Annotated in this window: 15 protein-coding genes; 8 read left to right on the top strand and 7 right to left on the bottom strand. The window is 65.9% G+C overall.

Going from position 1 to position 16829, the window contains the following annotated elements; all coding sequences use genetic code 11:
* Positions 1-19: 19 nt before the first annotated feature.
* The 3 genes from BI327_RS00185 to BI327_RS00175 all read left to right on the top strand — a co-directional run bounded on the left by BI327_RS00185 (position 20) and on the right by BI327_RS00175 (position 4545).
* A complete protein-coding gene (locus BI327_RS00185) occupies positions 20-1699 on the top strand; it encodes a glutamine--tRNA ligase/YqeY domain fusion protein (RefSeq protein WP_076857661.1) in 1680 nt (559 codons plus the stop codon).
* A 42-nt stretch (positions 1700-1741) separates the two neighbouring features.
* The gene (locus BI327_RS00180; protein ID WP_076857660.1) at positions 1742-2128 is read left to right on the top strand and encodes a YybH family protein; all 387 of its coding nucleotides are present in this window, start codon (positions 1742-1744) and stop codon (positions 2126-2128) included.
* A 131-nt stretch (positions 2129-2259) separates the two neighbouring features.
* Positions 2260-4545, top strand: coding sequence for a ComEC/Rec2 family competence protein (locus BI327_RS00175; protein ID WP_076857659.1), 2286 nt, complete (start codon positions 2260-2262; stop codon positions 4543-4545).
* Here BI327_RS00175 and BI327_RS00170 read toward each other — a convergent pair.
* From BI327_RS00170 to BI327_RS00140, 7 genes are all read right to left on the bottom strand, one after another.
* Positions 4542-4769, bottom strand: a complete 228-nt coding sequence (locus BI327_RS00170; RefSeq protein WP_076857658.1) for a hypothetical protein — start codon at positions 4767-4769, stop codon at positions 4542-4544. The two genes, BI327_RS00175 and BI327_RS00170, sit on opposite strands and share 4 nt — an antisense overlap.
* Before the next feature lie 162 nt (positions 4770-4931).
* Entirely contained in the window at positions 4932-5360 is a 429-nt protein-coding gene (locus BI327_RS00165) for a hypothetical protein (protein WP_076857657.1), read from the bottom strand.
* Positions 5361-5613: 253 nt separating this feature from the next.
* Positions 5614-6318, bottom strand: coding sequence for a transcriptional repressor LexA (gene lexA, locus BI327_RS00160; RefSeq protein ID WP_076857656.1), 705 nt, complete (start codon positions 6316-6318; stop codon positions 5614-5616).
* 243 nt (positions 6319-6561) lie between these two features.
* Entirely contained in the window at positions 6562-7773 is a 1212-nt protein-coding gene (locus BI327_RS00155; RefSeq protein ID WP_076857655.1) for a molybdopterin molybdotransferase MoeA, read from the bottom strand.
* A gap of 39 nt (positions 7774-7812) precedes the next feature.
* The gene (locus BI327_RS00150) at positions 7813-8439 is read right to left on the bottom strand and encodes an HAD family hydrolase (RefSeq protein WP_076857654.1); all 627 of its coding nucleotides are present in this window, start codon (positions 8437-8439) and stop codon (positions 7813-7815) included.
* 1549 nt (positions 8440-9988) lie between these two features.
* Entirely contained in the window at positions 9989-10651 is a 663-nt protein-coding gene (locus BI327_RS00145) for a response regulator transcription factor (RefSeq protein ID WP_076857653.1), read from the bottom strand.
* Positions 10648-12066 (bottom strand): sensor histidine kinase, encoded by a 1419-nt coding sequence (locus BI327_RS00140; RefSeq protein WP_076859080.1) that lies wholly within the window; start codon positions 12064-12066, stop codon positions 10648-10650. Before BI327_RS00140 ends, BI327_RS00145 begins: the two co-directional genes overlap by 4 nt.
* 237 nt (positions 12067-12303) lie before the next feature.
* Here BI327_RS00140 and BI327_RS00135 point away from each other — a divergent pair, with 237 nt between their 5' ends.
* The 5 genes from BI327_RS00135 (at position 12304) to BI327_RS42170 (ending at position 16718) form a co-directional block, all read left to right on the top strand.
* Positions 12304-13239: a DUF3280 domain-containing protein gene (locus tag BI327_RS00135; RefSeq protein ID WP_076857652.1), complete on the top strand. Its 936-nt coding sequence runs from the start codon at positions 12304-12306 to the stop codon at positions 13237-13239.
* Positions 13240-13360: 121 nt separating this feature from the next.
* Complete coding sequence (locus tag BI327_RS00130; protein ID WP_076857651.1) at positions 13361-14272, top strand: amino acid ABC transporter substrate-binding protein; 912 nt, start codon at positions 13361-13363, stop codon at positions 14270-14272.
* 116 nt (positions 14273-14388) lie between these two features.
* Positions 14389-15006, top strand: a complete 618-nt coding sequence (gstA, locus tag BI327_RS00125) for a glutathione transferase GstA (RefSeq protein WP_076857650.1) — start codon at positions 14389-14391, stop codon at positions 15004-15006.
* A 247-nt stretch (positions 15007-15253) separates the two neighbouring features.
* Entirely contained in the window at positions 15254-16270 is a 1017-nt protein-coding gene (locus BI327_RS00120; RefSeq protein WP_245334669.1) for an ABC transporter substrate-binding protein, read from the top strand.
* A gap of 298 nt (positions 16271-16568) precedes the next feature.
* The gene (locus tag BI327_RS42170) at positions 16569-16718 is read left to right on the top strand and encodes a hypothetical protein (protein WP_159450389.1); all 150 of its coding nucleotides are present in this window, start codon (positions 16569-16571) and stop codon (positions 16716-16718) included.
* Positions 16719-16829 lie beyond the last annotated feature (111 nt).

Below are 16829 nucleotides of genomic sequence, written 5' to 3'. Positions count from 1 at the left end.
TCCTCCAGGGAACCCTTTGATGACGACTGACACGACGGCAGAGGCAGGGCGCGACTTCATCCGCGACATCGTCCAGGCCGATCTCTCCTCCCACAAGCACAACCGGATCGTGACCCGCTTCCCGCCGGAGCCGAACGGCTACCTGCATATCGGTCACGCCAAGTCGATCGCCCTGAATTTCGGCATCGCGCAGGAGTTCGGCGGCCAGTGCAATTTGCGCTTCGACGACACCAATCCGACCAAGGAGGAGCAGGAGTATATCGACTCCATCCAGGCGGACGTGCATTGGCTCGGCTACGACTGGGGCAAGAACCTCTTCTATGCGTCGGATTATTTCGAGCGCCTGTATGATTGGGCCGAGGGCCTGATCAAGGCGGGCTATGCCTATGTCGACGACCAGTCGCAGGAGGAGATCAGGCTGTCCCGCGGCACGCTGACCGAGCCCGGCAAGAACTCGCCGTTCCGCGACCGCTCGGTCGAGGAGAACCTCGACCTGTTCCGCCGCATGAAGGCTGGCGAGTTCTCGAACGGTGCCCGCGTGCTGCGCGCCAAGATCGATATGGCGTCCGGCAACATCAACCTGCGCGATCCGGTGCTGTACCGCATCCTGCACGCCCACCATCCGCGCACCGGCGACAAATGGTCGATCTATCCGAGCTACGACTATGCGCACGGCCAGTCGGACGCCATCGAGGGCATCACCCATTCGATCTGCACGCTGGAGTTCGAGGATCACCGTCCGCTCTATGAGTGGCTGCTCGACAAGCTGCCGGTGCCGTCGAAACCGCGCCAGTACGAAATGGCGCGGCTGAACCTGACCTACACGCTGCTGTCCAAGCGCGTGCTGACGCAGCTCGTCCGTGACGGCCATGTCTCGGGCTGGGACGATCCGCGGATGCCGACCGTCGCAGGGCTGAAGCGGCGCGGCGTGCCGCCGGCCGCGGTGCGCGAATTCATCAAGCGCATCGGCGTCGCCAAGGCCAACAGCGTGGTCGATGTCGGCATGCTCGAATTCTGCATCCGCGAGGAGCTGAACCGCACCGCGCTGCGCCGCATGGCGGTGCTGCGCCCGCTCAAGGTCGTCATCGAGAACTATCCGGAAGGGCAGGTCGAAGAGATCGAGGCGATCAACCATCCCGACAATCCGGAAGCCGGCACGCGCAAGATCGCGTTCGGCCGCGAGCTTTATATCGAGCGCGACGACTTTATGGAGAATCCGCCGAAGAAGTTCTTCCGCCTCTCGCCCGGCAATGAAGTGCGGCTGCGTTATGCCTATTTCGTCAAGTGCACCGGCGTGATCAAGGACGATTCCGGCGAGATCACAGAGCTGCGCGCGACCTACGATCCCGCAACCAAGGGCGGCAACGCGCCCGACGGCCGCAAGGTGAAGGCGACGATGCACTGGTTGCCGGCGGCGCAGTCGAAGCCGGCCGAAATCCGCATCTACAATCAGCTGTTCGCCAACCCGAGCCCGAACGCCGCCGATTTCGCCGCCGACCTCAACCCGCAGTCGCTGGAAGTGCTGAGCGACGCGCGGGTCGAGCCCGCAATCGCCGAGGGCAATTCGCCCGACGCGATGCAGTTCGAGCGCCAGGGCTATTTCGTGCGCGACGCAGATTCGACGCCGGACAAGCTCGTGTTCAACCGCACCATCGGCCTGCGCGACACCTTCGCCAAGGAAGTCGGCGGCAAGGGTTAGGCAAGGACTAGGGTCCATTGCGACAACAGACGGAGGCGATCGATGCCTGATGCAGCCGACGAGATCGCCTCCGCCATTATCGCCCAATGGTCTGCGGGTTTCGGCAAGCTCGATGCGGATGCGCTTGCCGCGCTCTATTCGAAGCATGCATTCTTCTTCGGCTCGAACCCAACGCTGTATCGCGGCCGTGATGGCGTCAAAGCCTACTTCAACGGCCTGCCGCGCTGGCGCGCGCCGCGGGTTCAGTTCAGCGATGTCAGGGCGGAGCGCGTGAACGACGGCCTCGTCAACATGGCTGCTATCGCGTCGTTCTTCCTCGACGGCGATGCGCCTTCGCTCGTCGTCAAGATCACCTGGGTGATCGCGCGCGAGGACGGCGACTGGAAGATCGCCTGCCACCACGTCTCGTCGCAGACGCCATTGATCTAGGCGCCGCCTGGGCGCCCGCGCCCAACCGTCCCCGCAGCTCACAGCCTTCGGTTGCGTGTTTCGGTTCCGTTCCGCTAGTCGGGTGGCTGCGGCATCCGCTAGCCTGCTGCCCGGCAGGGATCGCAAGCGGAATGGCGGAGCAGGGCATCACGCCGGGCGGCAAACGCGGCTACGCGGGGACGTGGCCGCCGCGCGCGGCTATCCCGGCCGGCGGCTATGTCCCGGTGCGCGTCAGCATCTGGGGGCCGTTCGTCGAGACGTTGCGGCAGTGGGTGCGCGCGGAGGCGGGCGCGGGCCGGCTATTGCCGTGGGTGCCGGTGGCGTTCGGCACCGGCATTGCGTTCTATTTCGCGGCCGAGCACGAGCCGGTGCTGTCGGTCGCGGCGGCAGTCGCAATTATGCTCTGCCTGCTGGCTCTGCTGCTACGGCGGCGGCGCGCGTTTCCCGCCGTCGTGATGCTGGCCGCGGTCGCCGCGGGCTTTGCGATGGCGACATGGAAGACGGCGCGGGTTGCGCACGGCGTGCTGGCGCGGCCGATATTTTCGGTAACGCTGACCGGCTTTGTCGAGACACGCGACATCCGTGAGAAGACCGACCGCTTCGTGCTGCGCGTCGTTTCGATGGAGAGCCAGCGCGAGGTGCCAAAACTCGAGCGTGTCAGGCTCTCGGTGAAGAAGGGGACCGCGCCCGAGGTCGGCAGTTTCGTCGAATTGAAGGCGCGGCTGATGCCGCCGCTCGGGCCGCAGCGCCCGGGCTCCTATGATTTCGGCCGCGACCTGTATTTCCAGGGTATCGGTGCCTCCGGATTCGCAATGGGCGCAGTCAAGACCCGGGAGCCGCCGGCGACCGGCGGCTTCGCGCTGCGCTACGCCGCCTTCATGCAAGGCCTGCGCGATGCCATCGACGCGCGCATTCGCACCACGCTCGACGGCGATCAGCGCGCGATCGCGACCGCACTGCTCACCGGCCGGCGCGATGCGATCACGACGCCGGTCAACGACGCGATGTTCATCTCGGGGCTCGGCCATGTGCTGTCGATCTCCGGCTACCACATGGCCGTGGTGGCGGGCGTCGTGTTCTTCACGATCCGCGCGCTGCTTGCGCTGTTCCCGGCGCTGACGGCGGGGCACCCGATCAAGAAATGGGCGGCGGCGGCCGCACTCGTTGCCGCGGCCTTCTATCTAATGCTGTCGGGAGCCGAGGTCGCGACGCAGCGATCGTTCTTCATGACGGCCGTGGTGCTGATCGCTGTCATCGTCGACCGCCGCGCGATCACCTTCCGCACGCTGGCGGTGGCGGCGCTGATCGTGCTTGCGATCGCGCCGGAAGCGCTGGTGCATCCGAGTTTTCAAATGTCCTTCGCCGCGACGCTCGGGCTGGTGGCGCTGGTGCAGATCGGGCTGCCGAATCTGCTGGCGTCGCCCGACCATTCGGTGACTGCTCGCGTCGCGTTGTGGGGCGGGCGTGAGCTCATGGTGCTGATGCTGGCTTCGCTGGTGGCGGGGCTCGCGACGACGCCCTATGCCGCGTTCCATTTCCACCGCGTCACGCCCTACGGGCTGCTCGCGAACCTCGCGGCGATGCCGGTGGTGTCGGCGGTGGTGATGCCGGCCGGCCTGCTCGGGCTCGTCGCGATGCCGTTCGGCTTCGACGGCGTGTTCTGGGCGATCATGGGGTTCGGCATCGACTGGATGATCCTGGTGACGCAATGGGTCGCCGCGCTCCCCGGCGCGGTCGGCCGGATGGCGGCCTTCGGTACCGGGCCGCTGATCGTGGCGAGCGCCGGTATCATCCTGCTCGGGCTGTTGCGCTCGCCGCTGCGCTGGTCGGGCGCCGTGCTGCTGGTGGTGGCATCGGTCTGGGCGCTGCTTGTGCCGCAGCCGGACGTGCTGGTCTCCGCCGACGGGCGCAACGTCGCGGTGCGCGGCGGCGACGTGCGGCTGCATCTGATGCACAGCGCGAAGGATGTCTTCCTCGTCAAGGAGTGGCTGGCCGCCGACGCCGATGCGCGGACGGCGACCGATGCGTCGCTCGGCGAGGGTGTCTCCTGCGATCCCGGCGGCTGCGTGACGCAAGGGCTCGGCGGCGCCTTCGTCGCGCTGGCGATACGGCCGGAAGCGCTGGCCGAGGATTGCGAGCGCGCGGCGCTGATCGTGACGGCGCGGCCAGCGCCGAAGGACTGCGCCGCCTCCGTGATCGACGCCGAGCGGTTGCGGCGCCATGGCGCGCTGGTGCTGCGGCGGATCAGGGGCGGTTATGCCATCGATGCGGTGAAGCCCGGCGGGATCGACCGGCCGTGGTCGCCGGCAGTTCCCGGCGACGGCGAGAGCGAGACCACGCTGCGCGTGCCCGCCAGCGCGCCGCGGCCCACGGTCGATGCGACGCCGGCCGAGAGCGATCTGCAGGGCGAGGATTAGCCGGGATCGAGCGAGGTGCCGGAGGGCAGCTCGAACAGGCCGAGATGGTACTCGTCGGAATCGGGGCCGCTGTCGGGCTTCTTGACGAGGGTGAAGACCGCCTCGGGAAATTGCTCCCAGACCTTCAGGTCGTCAGCCGTGACCGTCAGCCAGCCGAACCGAAACATGTAGCGGCCCGGTTCCGTGACGCGTCCAGCTTTTTGCCATGTGACCTTATCGACCACTGCGCCGGTTTCCGTGAGTGCACGTCCTCCGTGCACGATAATGCGGCAAGCCGCTCGGCGACGCAAATATCCATATGCGCCCCGGAACCCGACGTCCGGGGTCGCTCGAAATCGCTTAGGTCACGCGCCGCCGAACGGTTCATTTCCGCGGCGACGATGCGTTCAACCCAAAAACAGCGATGCGAATGCAGAGGGCCGCCGCTCCACAACCTTCGGCTTCTGCTCGACCGGCGGATGCAGTGCCGGCAATTGCAGCACGCTGACGCGCTGACCCTCCACGAGCTGGGTCACCAGCACATGGCTGCCGTCGGGGAATTCGACCGCGTCGTGATGGCGATCGGGCACGTCGGGCTCGACTTCGTTGAATACGCCGACGCGATAATTCAGCGTCTTGGTCCAGATCCAGCGGCTGTCGTAGCGAACGTTCTCGGCGAAAGCGAGCTCGGTGCCCGGCAGCATACAGACCGCGACGGTGGGATCGTTCTCCGAAGCAAAGCCGCGGGTCGACGTGCCGCGGAAAGTCGTGGTGATCAGCGTCTCTCCGACAAGGGCGGGGCGCGATGCCACGGCGTGCAGACTATAGTCACACATCGGATGGCTCCTCATTGAGGTAGCGACCCGTGCCTCTCCTTGAGGCATAGGCCTCTACCAGAGTGGACGATAGCGAACGAGTGTCAGCTCGTTTCTGGGCGATTGTACGACTGGCCGGAGCGCGCCTCAATCACAAACACGCGACGCTGCGTGAGAGGTATCGGAGCGCATCGGGTCAGGCCGTACGTTACGCTATCTTCCAAGGAACGATCCGACGTGTTGCTCGTTCCTCGCCGCCGCAAGTATTTGCAGATCAGTATTTGCGATAGAGCCCGATCAGCTTGCCCTGGATGCGGACCCGGTTCGGCGGCAGGATGCGCACTTCATAGGCAGTGTTGGCCGGCTCCAGCGCGATCGATGCACCGCGGCGGCGGAAGCGCTTCAGGGTGGCCTCCTCCTCGTCGATCAGCGCCACCACGATGTCGCCGGTGTTGGCGACGTCGTTGCGCTGGATCAGCGCCATGTCGCCGTCGAGGATGCCGGCATCGACCATCGAGTCGCCGCGCACTTCCAGCGCGTAATGCTCGCCGGAGCCGAGCATGTCGGGCGGTACGCTGATGGTGTGGCTGCGGGTCTGCAGCGCCTCGATCGGCGTACCGGCGGCGATCCGGCCCATCACGGGCACCGCGACCGGACGGTTGCCGTCGTCCTCGGCGATCGGCGGCGTGCTGGTGCGCTTGCCGAGGGTGCCTTCGATGACGCTCGGCGTGAAGCCGCGGCGGCCGTTGCCGCCGCCGGCCGACAGCTCGGGCAGCTTGATGACTTCGATGGCGCGGGCGCGGTTGGGCAAACGGCGGATGAAGCCGCGCTCCTCCAGCGCAGTGATCAGGCGGTGGATACCGGACTTCGAGCGCAGGTCGAGCGCATCCTTCATCTCGTCGAAGGAGGGCGGTACGCCGGCCTCTTTCAGACGTTCATTGATGAAACGCAGAAGTTCGTACTGTTTGCGCGTGAGCATCTCGAGTATTCCCCCGGTTGATAGCGTCGTTCGATTCCGAGACTCTTCAGTGGGGCCTGCAGGCCGGGCCTGACCTCAGGAGCATTGTGCTTGTTGCAAGCGCTCCCTGGCGGCCTCCCGTTTGTAGACACCAGTACTCGAAACAAATCATGAACGGACACTATATGTTCGATATGTGTTCCGCAACCACTTAATTTCAGGTGAACGTTTCAGGCAACGCACAATGAGCGGGCCGCGAAAGCCTCACTCGGGCAGCATCAGGATCTCGCATGCAGAGCCTTTGACGGCGGCAGGCGCAAACGGCGGGCGCACGAGAAGTGCCCGTGCCGCAGCGAGATTCCCGAGCAGCGAGGAGTCCTGCTGCATCACGGGCGTTGCGATCAGCGTGCCGTCCTCGCGCTCCTCGAGACGCGCGCGCAGATAGTCCTCGCGCTGGTCGTTGGCGGCGAGGTCGCGGCCGAGCAGGGCGCTCGCGCGGACATGATGGACCGCATTTCGGCCGCTCAGCGAGCGAATCAACGGCACCAGAAACAGGAAGGCGCAGACATAGGAGGACACCGGATTGCCGGGCAGGCCGATCACCCGCATCGCCCCCAAACGGCCGTGCATCATCGGCTTGCCGGGCCGCATCGCGATCCGCCAGAACGCCATCTCGACGCCCTCGGCCTCCAGTGACCGCTTGACCAGATCGTGGTCACCGACCGAGGCGCCGCCGGTGGTGATCAGAATGTCGGCACCGGTCTCGCGCGCCCGGCGGATGCCGGCCGTGGTCGCCTCCATTGTGTCGGCGGCAATCCCGAGATCGACGGTCTCGGCGCCTTCGGCGCGCGCCAGCGCGCGCAGCGCATAGCCGTTGGAATAGACGATCTGGCCCGGGCCGGGCTCCGAGCCCGGCATCACCAACTCGTCGCCGGTCGCGAGCACCGCAACCTTCGGGCGGCGGCGCACCGCGAGCTCCGGATAGTTCATGGCGGCCGCCAGCGACAGCGCGCGGTCGGAGAGGCGGCTGCCGGCGGCGAGCAGCACGTCGCCCTCGCGGAAGTCGACCCCGGCGGGGCGGATGTGCCGTCCGGCGGCAGCTAGCTCGGTGATCGTGATGAGGTCGCCCTCGGTCCTGGTGTCCTCCTGGATGATGACGGCGTCGGCGCCATCGGGGATTACGCCGCCGGTGAAGATCCGCACCGCTTCACCGGCGCCGACCGTGCGCTCGAACGGCCGGCCGGCGGCGACCTCGCCGATCACCCTGAGCCTGGCCTTCAGATCGGCCGCATCGGCGGCACGCACGGCATAGCCGTCCATCGCCGACATCGGCTGCGGCGGCTGGGTGCGGCGCGCGGCGAGGTCGCGCGCCAGGGTGCGGTGGTAGGCGGCATCGAGCGCGACCATCTCCTCCGGCAGCGGTGTGGCGCCGGCAAGGACGGCGGACAGGGCATCGGCAACCGGCATCAGGGCCACGCTCAGAGCTCCTTCATTCCAGGATTCAAGTCCCGGCGTTCAAATACCAAGTGCAGTGAGAGCCCTTGCCACGTCATCCGTCGACGTCACGTGGATGGCATGAAGGCCGCGCGCCCGCGCACCTTCGATATTGGCGGCCAAATCGTCGAAGAACAGGATCCGCGACGCCGGCACGCCGATCGCTTCTACCACATGATCGTAGGCCTCGGCGTCGGGTTTCCGGAAGCCGATGCTCGAGGACAGGAAGACGGTCCGGAAATGGCTGAGCAGCTCGGCATGGATGACCGAGAAATGTGCGACGTGGGCCGGATTGGTGTTCGAGAAGGCGTACAGCGGCATCCGCTCCGCGGCGGCCGCGAGCAGCGGGGCGATGCCCGGCATCTCGCCGGTGAAGATCGCGTTCCAGCCTTCGAGGAACTGGGCGTCGGTGATGTCGATGCCGAGCGTCCGGCGCAGGTTTTCGAAGAACGCCGCATCGTCGATCCGGCCGATCTCGTGATGCTTGAAGCTGTCGTCGACGACGAAGCGCGTGGCGAGCTCGGCCGGCGCGCAGCCGGCATGCTGCGCCCAGTGCGCCATCACCTTCTCGAAGTCGATGTCGAGCACGACGCGGCCGATATCGAACAGCAGCACGTCGACGGAGTCGGGGGAGAGTTGTGAGGTCATTGCGTGAACCGTGTACGAGAATTGCGGGCAGGCGGCAATGTCCCCGATTTGTGCGGCAGGCATGCGACGGGCGTTGGGCGCGCCGTCGTCGCTGCACGCACGGTGTCATCGCCCACGCATGCGGCTGATCCGGTGTGTGAGTCCACGGCTCTTCCCGCTTGTCGTCCCGGCGAAGGCCGGGACCCATACGCCGTGGCGGATGTTGGTGAAGGGGCTCGTCGTTCCGACATCGTGTAACAATTTGCCTTTGGGGTAATGGGTCCTGGCGTTCGCCAGGACGACGCGGGGGATGGTTCTCGATTCAAGACGTCAAACACAAGGTGTCATCGCCCGCGCAATTGCGCACGGGAGCCGGGACCCATACTCCGCGGCGGGTGTGGTGAACGGGACTCGTCGTTCCAGCATCGCTCACCAATAGCTGTTTGTGGTTATGGGTCCCTGCTTTCGCAGGGACGACAGCGAGGATGTGGCGCGGCCTGTGAGTCATACGCTCGCATTCTCGCGACATGAATCGTCCGAGCTTTGCATCTCGTTTCGCCGCTCTAAAATCAGAGGGCGCAGGGAAAGCCGGGTGCCGATCGCACCCATGGGCCCCGTGCAAAAGGTAGAAAGCACGGGGGGTAGGACCACAGGTGTAACCGGAGCAATCCGGCTTTCCCTGCGCGATGGGCTACGGCTTATACGTGCTCTCCCCGGCGAGACTGGGCTTTGTTGTCACCGCTCTCTGCAAAGCGCTACGCGCTTTGCAGAGAGGACACCTACCATTAGGGCGTCAGGCCTGCACGACTTCGCCGTCCGCCTTGCGCGCTCTCGTCAGTACCACGCTCGGCGTCCACCGCATCTCGACCCGCGTTCGTGACGACCGCGAAGCGCCCTCGTGTCGGGCGAGACTTCGGATTTATAGCATTGAGTTGTTATTCTGATAAAGCGAAATATTTTTGCCGCGGGGGCTTGCGCCGCCGGGCAGATCGGTGATTGGGCCATTCAGACGTTTGGCGCACCAGGCGAGTGGGTGCCTTGCCGGGCCGGCCGCCTACATCCTGGAAAGTGCCAGGCCGAGATAAGCGATCAGCGCGCCGGTGCTGAGGATGATGACGACCAGCGCCTGCTCTGAGCGTGCCTGCAAGGTTTTCCGGGTCACGGCGATGACGCTCCATCTTCGAAATCATCCACTCCAACTAACGCGGGTTAGTATCCGTTCCTGTTCCTGTTCGGGAACATTCACGAATGTCCGCCGGTTCCAGGCCAGAAATGCGCAACGCCGCCCGCGTTGAAATACGAACGGACGGCGTTGGTTCTAGCCCCAGGAGGGATGGCAAAATCCTGACCTGTACGGATACGGATGAGGGAGCAATAAGGTTCACGTCGTTGCCCCGTATGATTCCGGTCATCCGAAGGAGCGCAGCAAACTATCGGCGCAAGGTCTAGGATCGGGTGACTGAGTTGCTCTGGCCCCAGCGTGAAACCCCCTCGCTGGGGTCCTTTGTTTGGGCCGCGGCGATCTCGAAGGATGACGGCTTGCGTCGCCAGCTTGCGGCGCCGCGAGGGCTCACCCTTCGCCCAGGTCGATCTGCGTCAGGATGCCTTGCCGGAGCGCGAGGCGGACCAGCTCGATATCGCTGCTGACGCCGAGCTTGTCCTTGATCATGGAATGCAGATTCGCGACCGTCTTGGGGCTGAGGTGCAGCGTCCCGGCGATCTCGTCGGTGGTCCTCTCCGCGAGCAGCATGCGCAGCACCTCGAACTCCCGCGCGGTCAGGAGGTCGGCGGCGGCACGCTCGCCGGCGAGGTGGCTGAGCGCGAGCTCGTGGTCGATGTCCGGGCTGATCGCGATCTTGCCCGCCAGGGCATCGATCACGGCATGCAGCAGCGTCTCCGGCGGGCTGGTCTTGGTGACGTAGCCGCTCGCGCCGGCACGGATCGCCTGCACGGCAAAGGCCGCGTTCTGGTGCATGGTGAACACCAGGATCTTTGCGCGCTTGTCCCACTGCCTGAGGCGCCGGATGGCCTCGATGCCGCCGATGCCGGGCATCGATAGATCCATGATGACGAGGTCGGGCCCGGTCTCCTTGTAGAGGCGATAGGCCTCGACGCCGTCGGAGGCTTCGGCGATGACCGAGAGGCCCGGCTGCTTTTGCAGCATCGAGCGATAGCCCTCCCGAACGACGGCGTGGTCGTCAACCAGCAGGATGGTTCGCGCTGTATCGCTCATGCCGCGCGTTCCACGGGCGCGGCGTCCGCGCCGGCTGCGACGGGAACGGTGACGCGGAGCGACGAGCCGTCGGGCCGTCCGGACTTGAAGCTCAACCGCCCGCCGAGCGCGGCGACCCGCTCGCGCATGCCGAGCAGGCCCATGCCGGATTTGACCTGACGATCACCTTCGGGATCCCCGGGCCGGCCGTCATCGTCGATCGTGAGCACGATGTCGCTGTCGCCGCCCGAAGCCGCCTCGCGCATCTGGAGCCGCAGCATGACGCGCGTGGCGCCGGCATGTTTGGCCGCGTTGGTGAGCGCCTCCTGAACGATGCGGTAGAGATTGGCGCTGACGGAGGAGGGGATGTGCTCGAATGATCCCGATAGGGCGATCTCGAACCGTGGCTGCCCGCGGCTGCGACCGTTCCAGCCGGCGATCAGGCCCTCGAGGCTCGCCGCAAGTCCGAGTTCGTCGACATCGGGCGGGCGCAGCCTGAAGAGCGTGCCGCGCAGCGTCTCCATCATGTCGGTCGCCGTCCGCGCGATGCCGTCGCATTCGGCGAGCAGAGGCGGGCAATCCTGGGCCGCGGTCAGGCGCGCGGAGGCGGCGAGCGCACGGATCGCGGCCAGCGATTGTCCGAACTCGTCATGCAGCTCGCGCGCGAGATGCGCCCGCTCCTCGTCCTGCACCAGGATCAGCTTCTGCGTCAGCGCGTTGCGGTCGGAGAGTGCGGTGGCCAGGCGCTCGGCGAGCTGGTTGAAGACATCGCCGATCGCCGACAATTCGGCGAGATCGAACGGCGGCAGGCGCGCGGCGAGATCGCCTGCGGCGATCCGCTCGAGCCCGTCGCGGATCTGCCGCGTCGGCCGCAGCGCGCGCGCCAGCGCCGCATAGACCAGGCCACAGAGCAGCGGCAGCGTCATCATCAGCACGGCCATCAGCCGGCCGGCGTCGTGCCAGGCTTCGGCCGTCAGCACGGCCGGATCGACCCAGACCACGGCCTCGCCGATCGCCTGGCCGCGCGAAACCACCGGTCGCACGGTCTCGCGGCCGGGATCGAACAGGCGGCGATAAAGTGCCGCAAAGGCCTGCGGCGGCGCGGCGGTGTCGGTCTGCGCGCCGCCGCAGAAGCGCTGGCTGATCTCGCCGCCGGTGCTGCGAAATGCCAGGCACAGTCCGGGCGCCATGACCGAGGCGGCAACGCCCTCGAGATCGGGGAATTCGGAGCGCGCATTGTTCAGCCACTGGATCTTGCTCTGCTGCAGCTCCAGCGTCCTGGCGGCGACATCGGCAACGGCATCGATCCTGGCATGCACGGCGCGGTCGGCCTCGATCAGGAAGTAGCCGGAGATCGCGGCAAAGCAGAGCATCGACACGGCAGCCACCCGCAATGTCAGCCGCAGTTTCAGATCGCTTCCGGACCAATTCCACATTGGCGTATCCTCGAGGTCGCAGACGAGCCTCGGCACCCGGTCGCGGGCAGGGCCGTCGTGCCCATTAAACGGCAGAACGGCAGCGTCGAGAAGCACCGCCATGGGCTTTCGCCGGGCGCGGAGTGCGGTCGTGAAATTTTCCCGGCACCGCCCGGGAGACGCTCCGCTGCGGCGCGGAGGCCAGCCGGCTTACACAGTGATCGAGCCGCCCGCAGCAGCACCTGAAAGGTCTCGATCATGCGCCAGTCCCGCCTCGTCTTGCATGCCCTCGCGTTGCTCGGCCTTCTGGCCGGGCCTTGTCTGCTCCGTGCCGAGACCGGTACAGCGGCGGCGTCGCCGCTCAGCGTCAGCATCGATGATTTCAGTTATCTCGATACCTCGGGCGAGGTCGTCGATCAGACCGCCGCGCACCAGAGGCGGCTGGATACGCTGATGCAGAAGCTGCGCGCCGATGTCGCCGCGGAGCAGCGCTATCGCCTGGTCCCATCGACGGCGGCCGCGGGCGAGGCCCGGATCAAGGTGATCGGCGGCGTGCAGAAGATGAGCACGCTGATCCAGTGGGCCAAGGTGGCGGTGATCGATGTCGGTGCGAACCAGGTGCTGTACGAGAAGCTCTACACGTTTCGCGGCGACACTGACGAAGCCTGGGACCATGCGCGGATGTTCGTGTCGCGCGAGGTGCGCGCCGCCCTTGCGGCCGCGCTGCCGCCGGCGCCGACTGCAGCCTCGGCGCCGATCGGGCTTGCAGTGTTCGAGTTCGAACTCGAGGATGCCACGGCGGCACCGGCGTCCGGCCTTGCCGGCGCCGATGCGGCCACTCTGGCCGACGTGACCAAAGGCGTGCGTGACCAGCTTGCGCAGTCGGGCCGCTATCGTCTGGTCGACACCGGCGGCGTGACCACGGAGGCGGTCAAGGCGCGTGCGCTGCGCGACTGCGACGGCTGCGAGGCCGCGATTGCGCAGCAGCTCGGCGCGGACCAAGCGCTGATCGGCGTGATCAGGCGGGTCAGCCGCACCGAATACACGGTCGGCTTCCAGGTGCGCGACGCCCGCAGCGGTGCGGTGGCCTCGCGCGGCGACAGCGGCTTGCGGATGGGGGCCGATTATTCCTGGACCCGCGGCGCGGTCCGCCTGGTCGGCGATCATCTGCTCGAGGGCGGGGTGCAGCGATAGCGCGTTCGGCGCGCAACGGGCGAACCATAGCAAAGCGCGATAGCTGCTAGACACGCCGTCGTCTATCGCCGGGCTCACCTGTGGGTTATCACGTCGGCTGATCACCGCACAGGAGCCGCCGATGCGCTTGCCCGCCGTCCTTTTCGCTTTCACGCTCGCCGCGAGCCCCGTGGCGGCAGAGGAGCTGTCGGGCACGCTGCAGAAGATCAAGGAGACCAGGAAGATCACGCTCGGCTTCCAGGAGGCTTCCGTTCCCTTCAGCTACCTCGACGACAACGCGCGGCCGATCGGCTTTGCGCTCGATATCTGCCTTGAGATCGTCGATGCGGTGAAGAAGGAAATAGGCACGCCCGACATCGCGGTCGACTATCTGCCGGTGACCTCGTCGAACCGCATCCCGCTGATGGTCAACGGCACGATCGATCTGCACTGCTCGGCGACCACCAACAGCGCCGAGCGCCAGAAGCAGGTGACCTTCACCAATTCGCACTTCCTGAGCGCAACGCGGTTCGCCGCCAAGAAGGCGTCCAACATCAACACCATCGACGACCTCAAGGGGAAGTCGGTCACCGCCGTTGCCGGTTCGGTGAACCTGACGCAGCTCGTCAAGGTCAATACCGAGCGCAAGCTCGGCATCAACGTTCTCCCGGCCAAGGACCAGGCCGAGGCGTTTCTGATGCTGGACACCGACCGCGCCCAGGCCTACGCGCTCGACGACGTGCAGCTCGCGGTCGCTATCGCGCGGTCGAAGGAGCCTTCGCTCTACATGATCAGCGAAGAGGCCCTCTCGAAGGCAGAGCCGTTCGGCATCATGCTGCGCCGGGAGGACGCGCCGTTCAAGGCGCTCGCCGACCGTGCCACGGCGGAGCTCTACAAGAGCCCGGCGATCGAGGTCATGTACAAGAAGTGGCTGGAAGCGCCGACCCCGCCGAAGGGCATCAATTACAACGTCCCGATGTCGCCGGCGCTGCGCAATGCGTTCAAGAATCCGAGCTCGAGCTACGATCCCGACGTGTATGAGGTCGCGAAGTAGCGCAAGAGACGAGCGAGTAGCCCGCATGAGCGAAGCGACATGCGGGGGAATGCTGACCCGACGCGCGTCCGTGCTACCACGACGGGTGCAGAGACAATCCGCCAGAGAGGCTCGCCATGAAGCTATTCTGCGCGCCCGGGACATTGTCCCTGCTGCCGCGTATCGTGTTTCTCGAGGCCGGGCTGGCGTTCACGGCCGTCAAGATCGACGAGCACACCAAAGCCATCGAAGGCGGCGGCGACTATCGGACGGTGAATCCGCTCGGCTACGTGCCGGCGCTGCTGTTCGACGACGGCACCTTGCTGACTGAAGGGGCCGCCATCGTTCAATACATCGCCGATCAGGTCCCCTCCAGACGGCTGGCGCCGCCCAACGGCACGATCGAGCGCGCCAAGCTGCAGGCGTGGCTCAACTTCTTTTCCAGCGAGATGCACAAGGGCGCCTATGGACCGCTCTTCCACAAGGGGATTTCGGAGCAATCCAAGGAGATGTTTCGTGATCGGCTTCGCGCGCGCTACGCGCACCTCGATCGGCACCTTGCGGATTGCGAGTACCTGATGGGAGGCGACTTCACGGTTGCGGACGCGAACTCTTTCGCGATCACGGACTGGGCGCCGCGCGTCGGCTTTGATCTTTCCCCTTACCCGCACGTCCTCGCCCACCATGCGCGCATCGGCCGTCGTCCGGCGGTCCAAGCTGCGATGGAAGCCGAAGGGCCGATACCGAACACGTAGCCTGTAGCCCGCATAAGCGATAGCGACATGCGGGTGCCAACGGTGGCGAGCCGACGGAGTGGTCCCGGATATCGCTTCGCTCATCCGGCTACGCTTGTTTGTTGATGGATAAGGATTCCCGCGTGACGTGCGCAATCTTTGGAACGGCCTTTCGCGCGCGAAGCCAAAAACGAAATAGCATCTCATATACTTCGGCAGATTTTCTCCTAAGCTTGCGGCGTTGTGACTGCTGATCGGGAGCAAGCCGTTGACCGCGCCATTTGTTCTTTCTCGACGCTCCGCGCTCGGCGTGCTCGCCGGAAGCCTGTTCGCGGGCGGTGTGCGCGCGGAAACCGGGGCGGGCGGGGGCGCCGACCTCAGTGGCGTCACGCTGCGCGTTGCGTATTACAAGGGCGGCTGGCGGCCGCTGCTGCAGGCGGCCGGCGAGGACAAGACGCCCTACCGGATCGAATGGAGGGAGCTCAACAACGGCGTGCTCCACATCGAGGCATTGAACGGCGATGCGCTCGACATCGGGTCGGGCAGCGAGATTCCTGCGATGTTCGCCGCGCGCCAGAACGCCAAGGTGCGCTTCATCGCCGTCACCCATGAGGATCTCAACATCCAGGTCACGGTGGCCGCGAAGGATGCGCCGATCCATTCGATCGCCGACCTCAAGGGCAAGCGCGTCGGCTATGTGCGCGCGACGACCGCGCATTATTTTCTCGCGAAGCAGCTCGAGGAGGCCGGGATCGGGTTTGGCGATATCGAGGCGATCAATCTCACGCCGTCGGACGGCTATTCGGCATTCGCCTCCGGCAAGCTCGATGCCTGGGCGATCTACGGCTACAACGGGCAGCTCGCGATCGCCAAGCAGGGCGCGCGCCTGCTGAAGACCGGCGTCGGTTATCTCTCGGGCAATTTCCCGATCTACGCCAATCCGAAGGCGGTCGACGATCCGCTGCGCCACGCCGGCGTGAGCGATTTCCTGCTGCGGATCCAGCGCGCCTATGCATTCGCCAACAGGAATTTCCCACTCTATGCGGCCGCGCAGGTGGCGGAAACCCATCTGCCGTTGCAGGACATCCTTGACCAGTTCGCGCGTCGCAGCGACGACTTCTCGCTCGCCGGCGTGACGCCTGATGTGCCGGAGACGCATCAGAAGGTCGCCGACACCTTCCTCAAGCTCGGCGTGCTCGACGCGCGCACGGAGGTCGGAAAATTCTGGGACACGAGTTTCAACGACGCGATCGCCGCGGGCGCGGCCAGCCTCGCGCGGACATGACGGCCGTCATGCGAATGTAGCCCATATGGGCTAGGCGATGCCCAAGCAGCGCGCGCGGTTCCAGGAGATCGCGTCACACAGCACACGGATGACAAAAGTTCCGGCACCGCCGCGGCCGGCTCTGCCGTGCTGCCATGCAGACTGGAAAGGTTGCAGGCCACGCCAAGACCGTACCATGATGAGGCCGGCTCGACTCGAATGCGGGTCTGGCCGACGACGCCGGCAGCGGTGCCGGGGCCATACATTCTGCTTGCAGCTGATTTCTCTCGTTGATGGCGATTGCTGTTGGGAGCTGACATTGAATCACGACGCATTGGCCAAGCTCACCGTCACCATCATCGTCCTGGTCGCGCTGCTGGTGTGGCGTGTCGCCGACCAGAAGAGATCGATTGAATGCGGAACAAACTGCCCGACCGATGTATCGGCGAGCCGCAAGTCCGCGCAATAGGATTGCGCAGCTCCAGAAATCGCTGATCGATTTTGCCGTAGTGCTGCGTGCATGGCGCGGCCGCGGAGCTCTATCGGGCATCGCGCGCTGCGTATATCGTCGGGCCAACAC

The sequence above is a fragment of the Bradyrhizobium mercantei genome (genome assembly GCF_001982635.1).
Lineage (GTDB): Bacteria > Pseudomonadota > Alphaproteobacteria > Rhizobiales > Xanthobacteraceae > Bradyrhizobium > Bradyrhizobium mercantei.
This window is presented reverse-complemented; position numbering and strand designations above follow the sequence as displayed.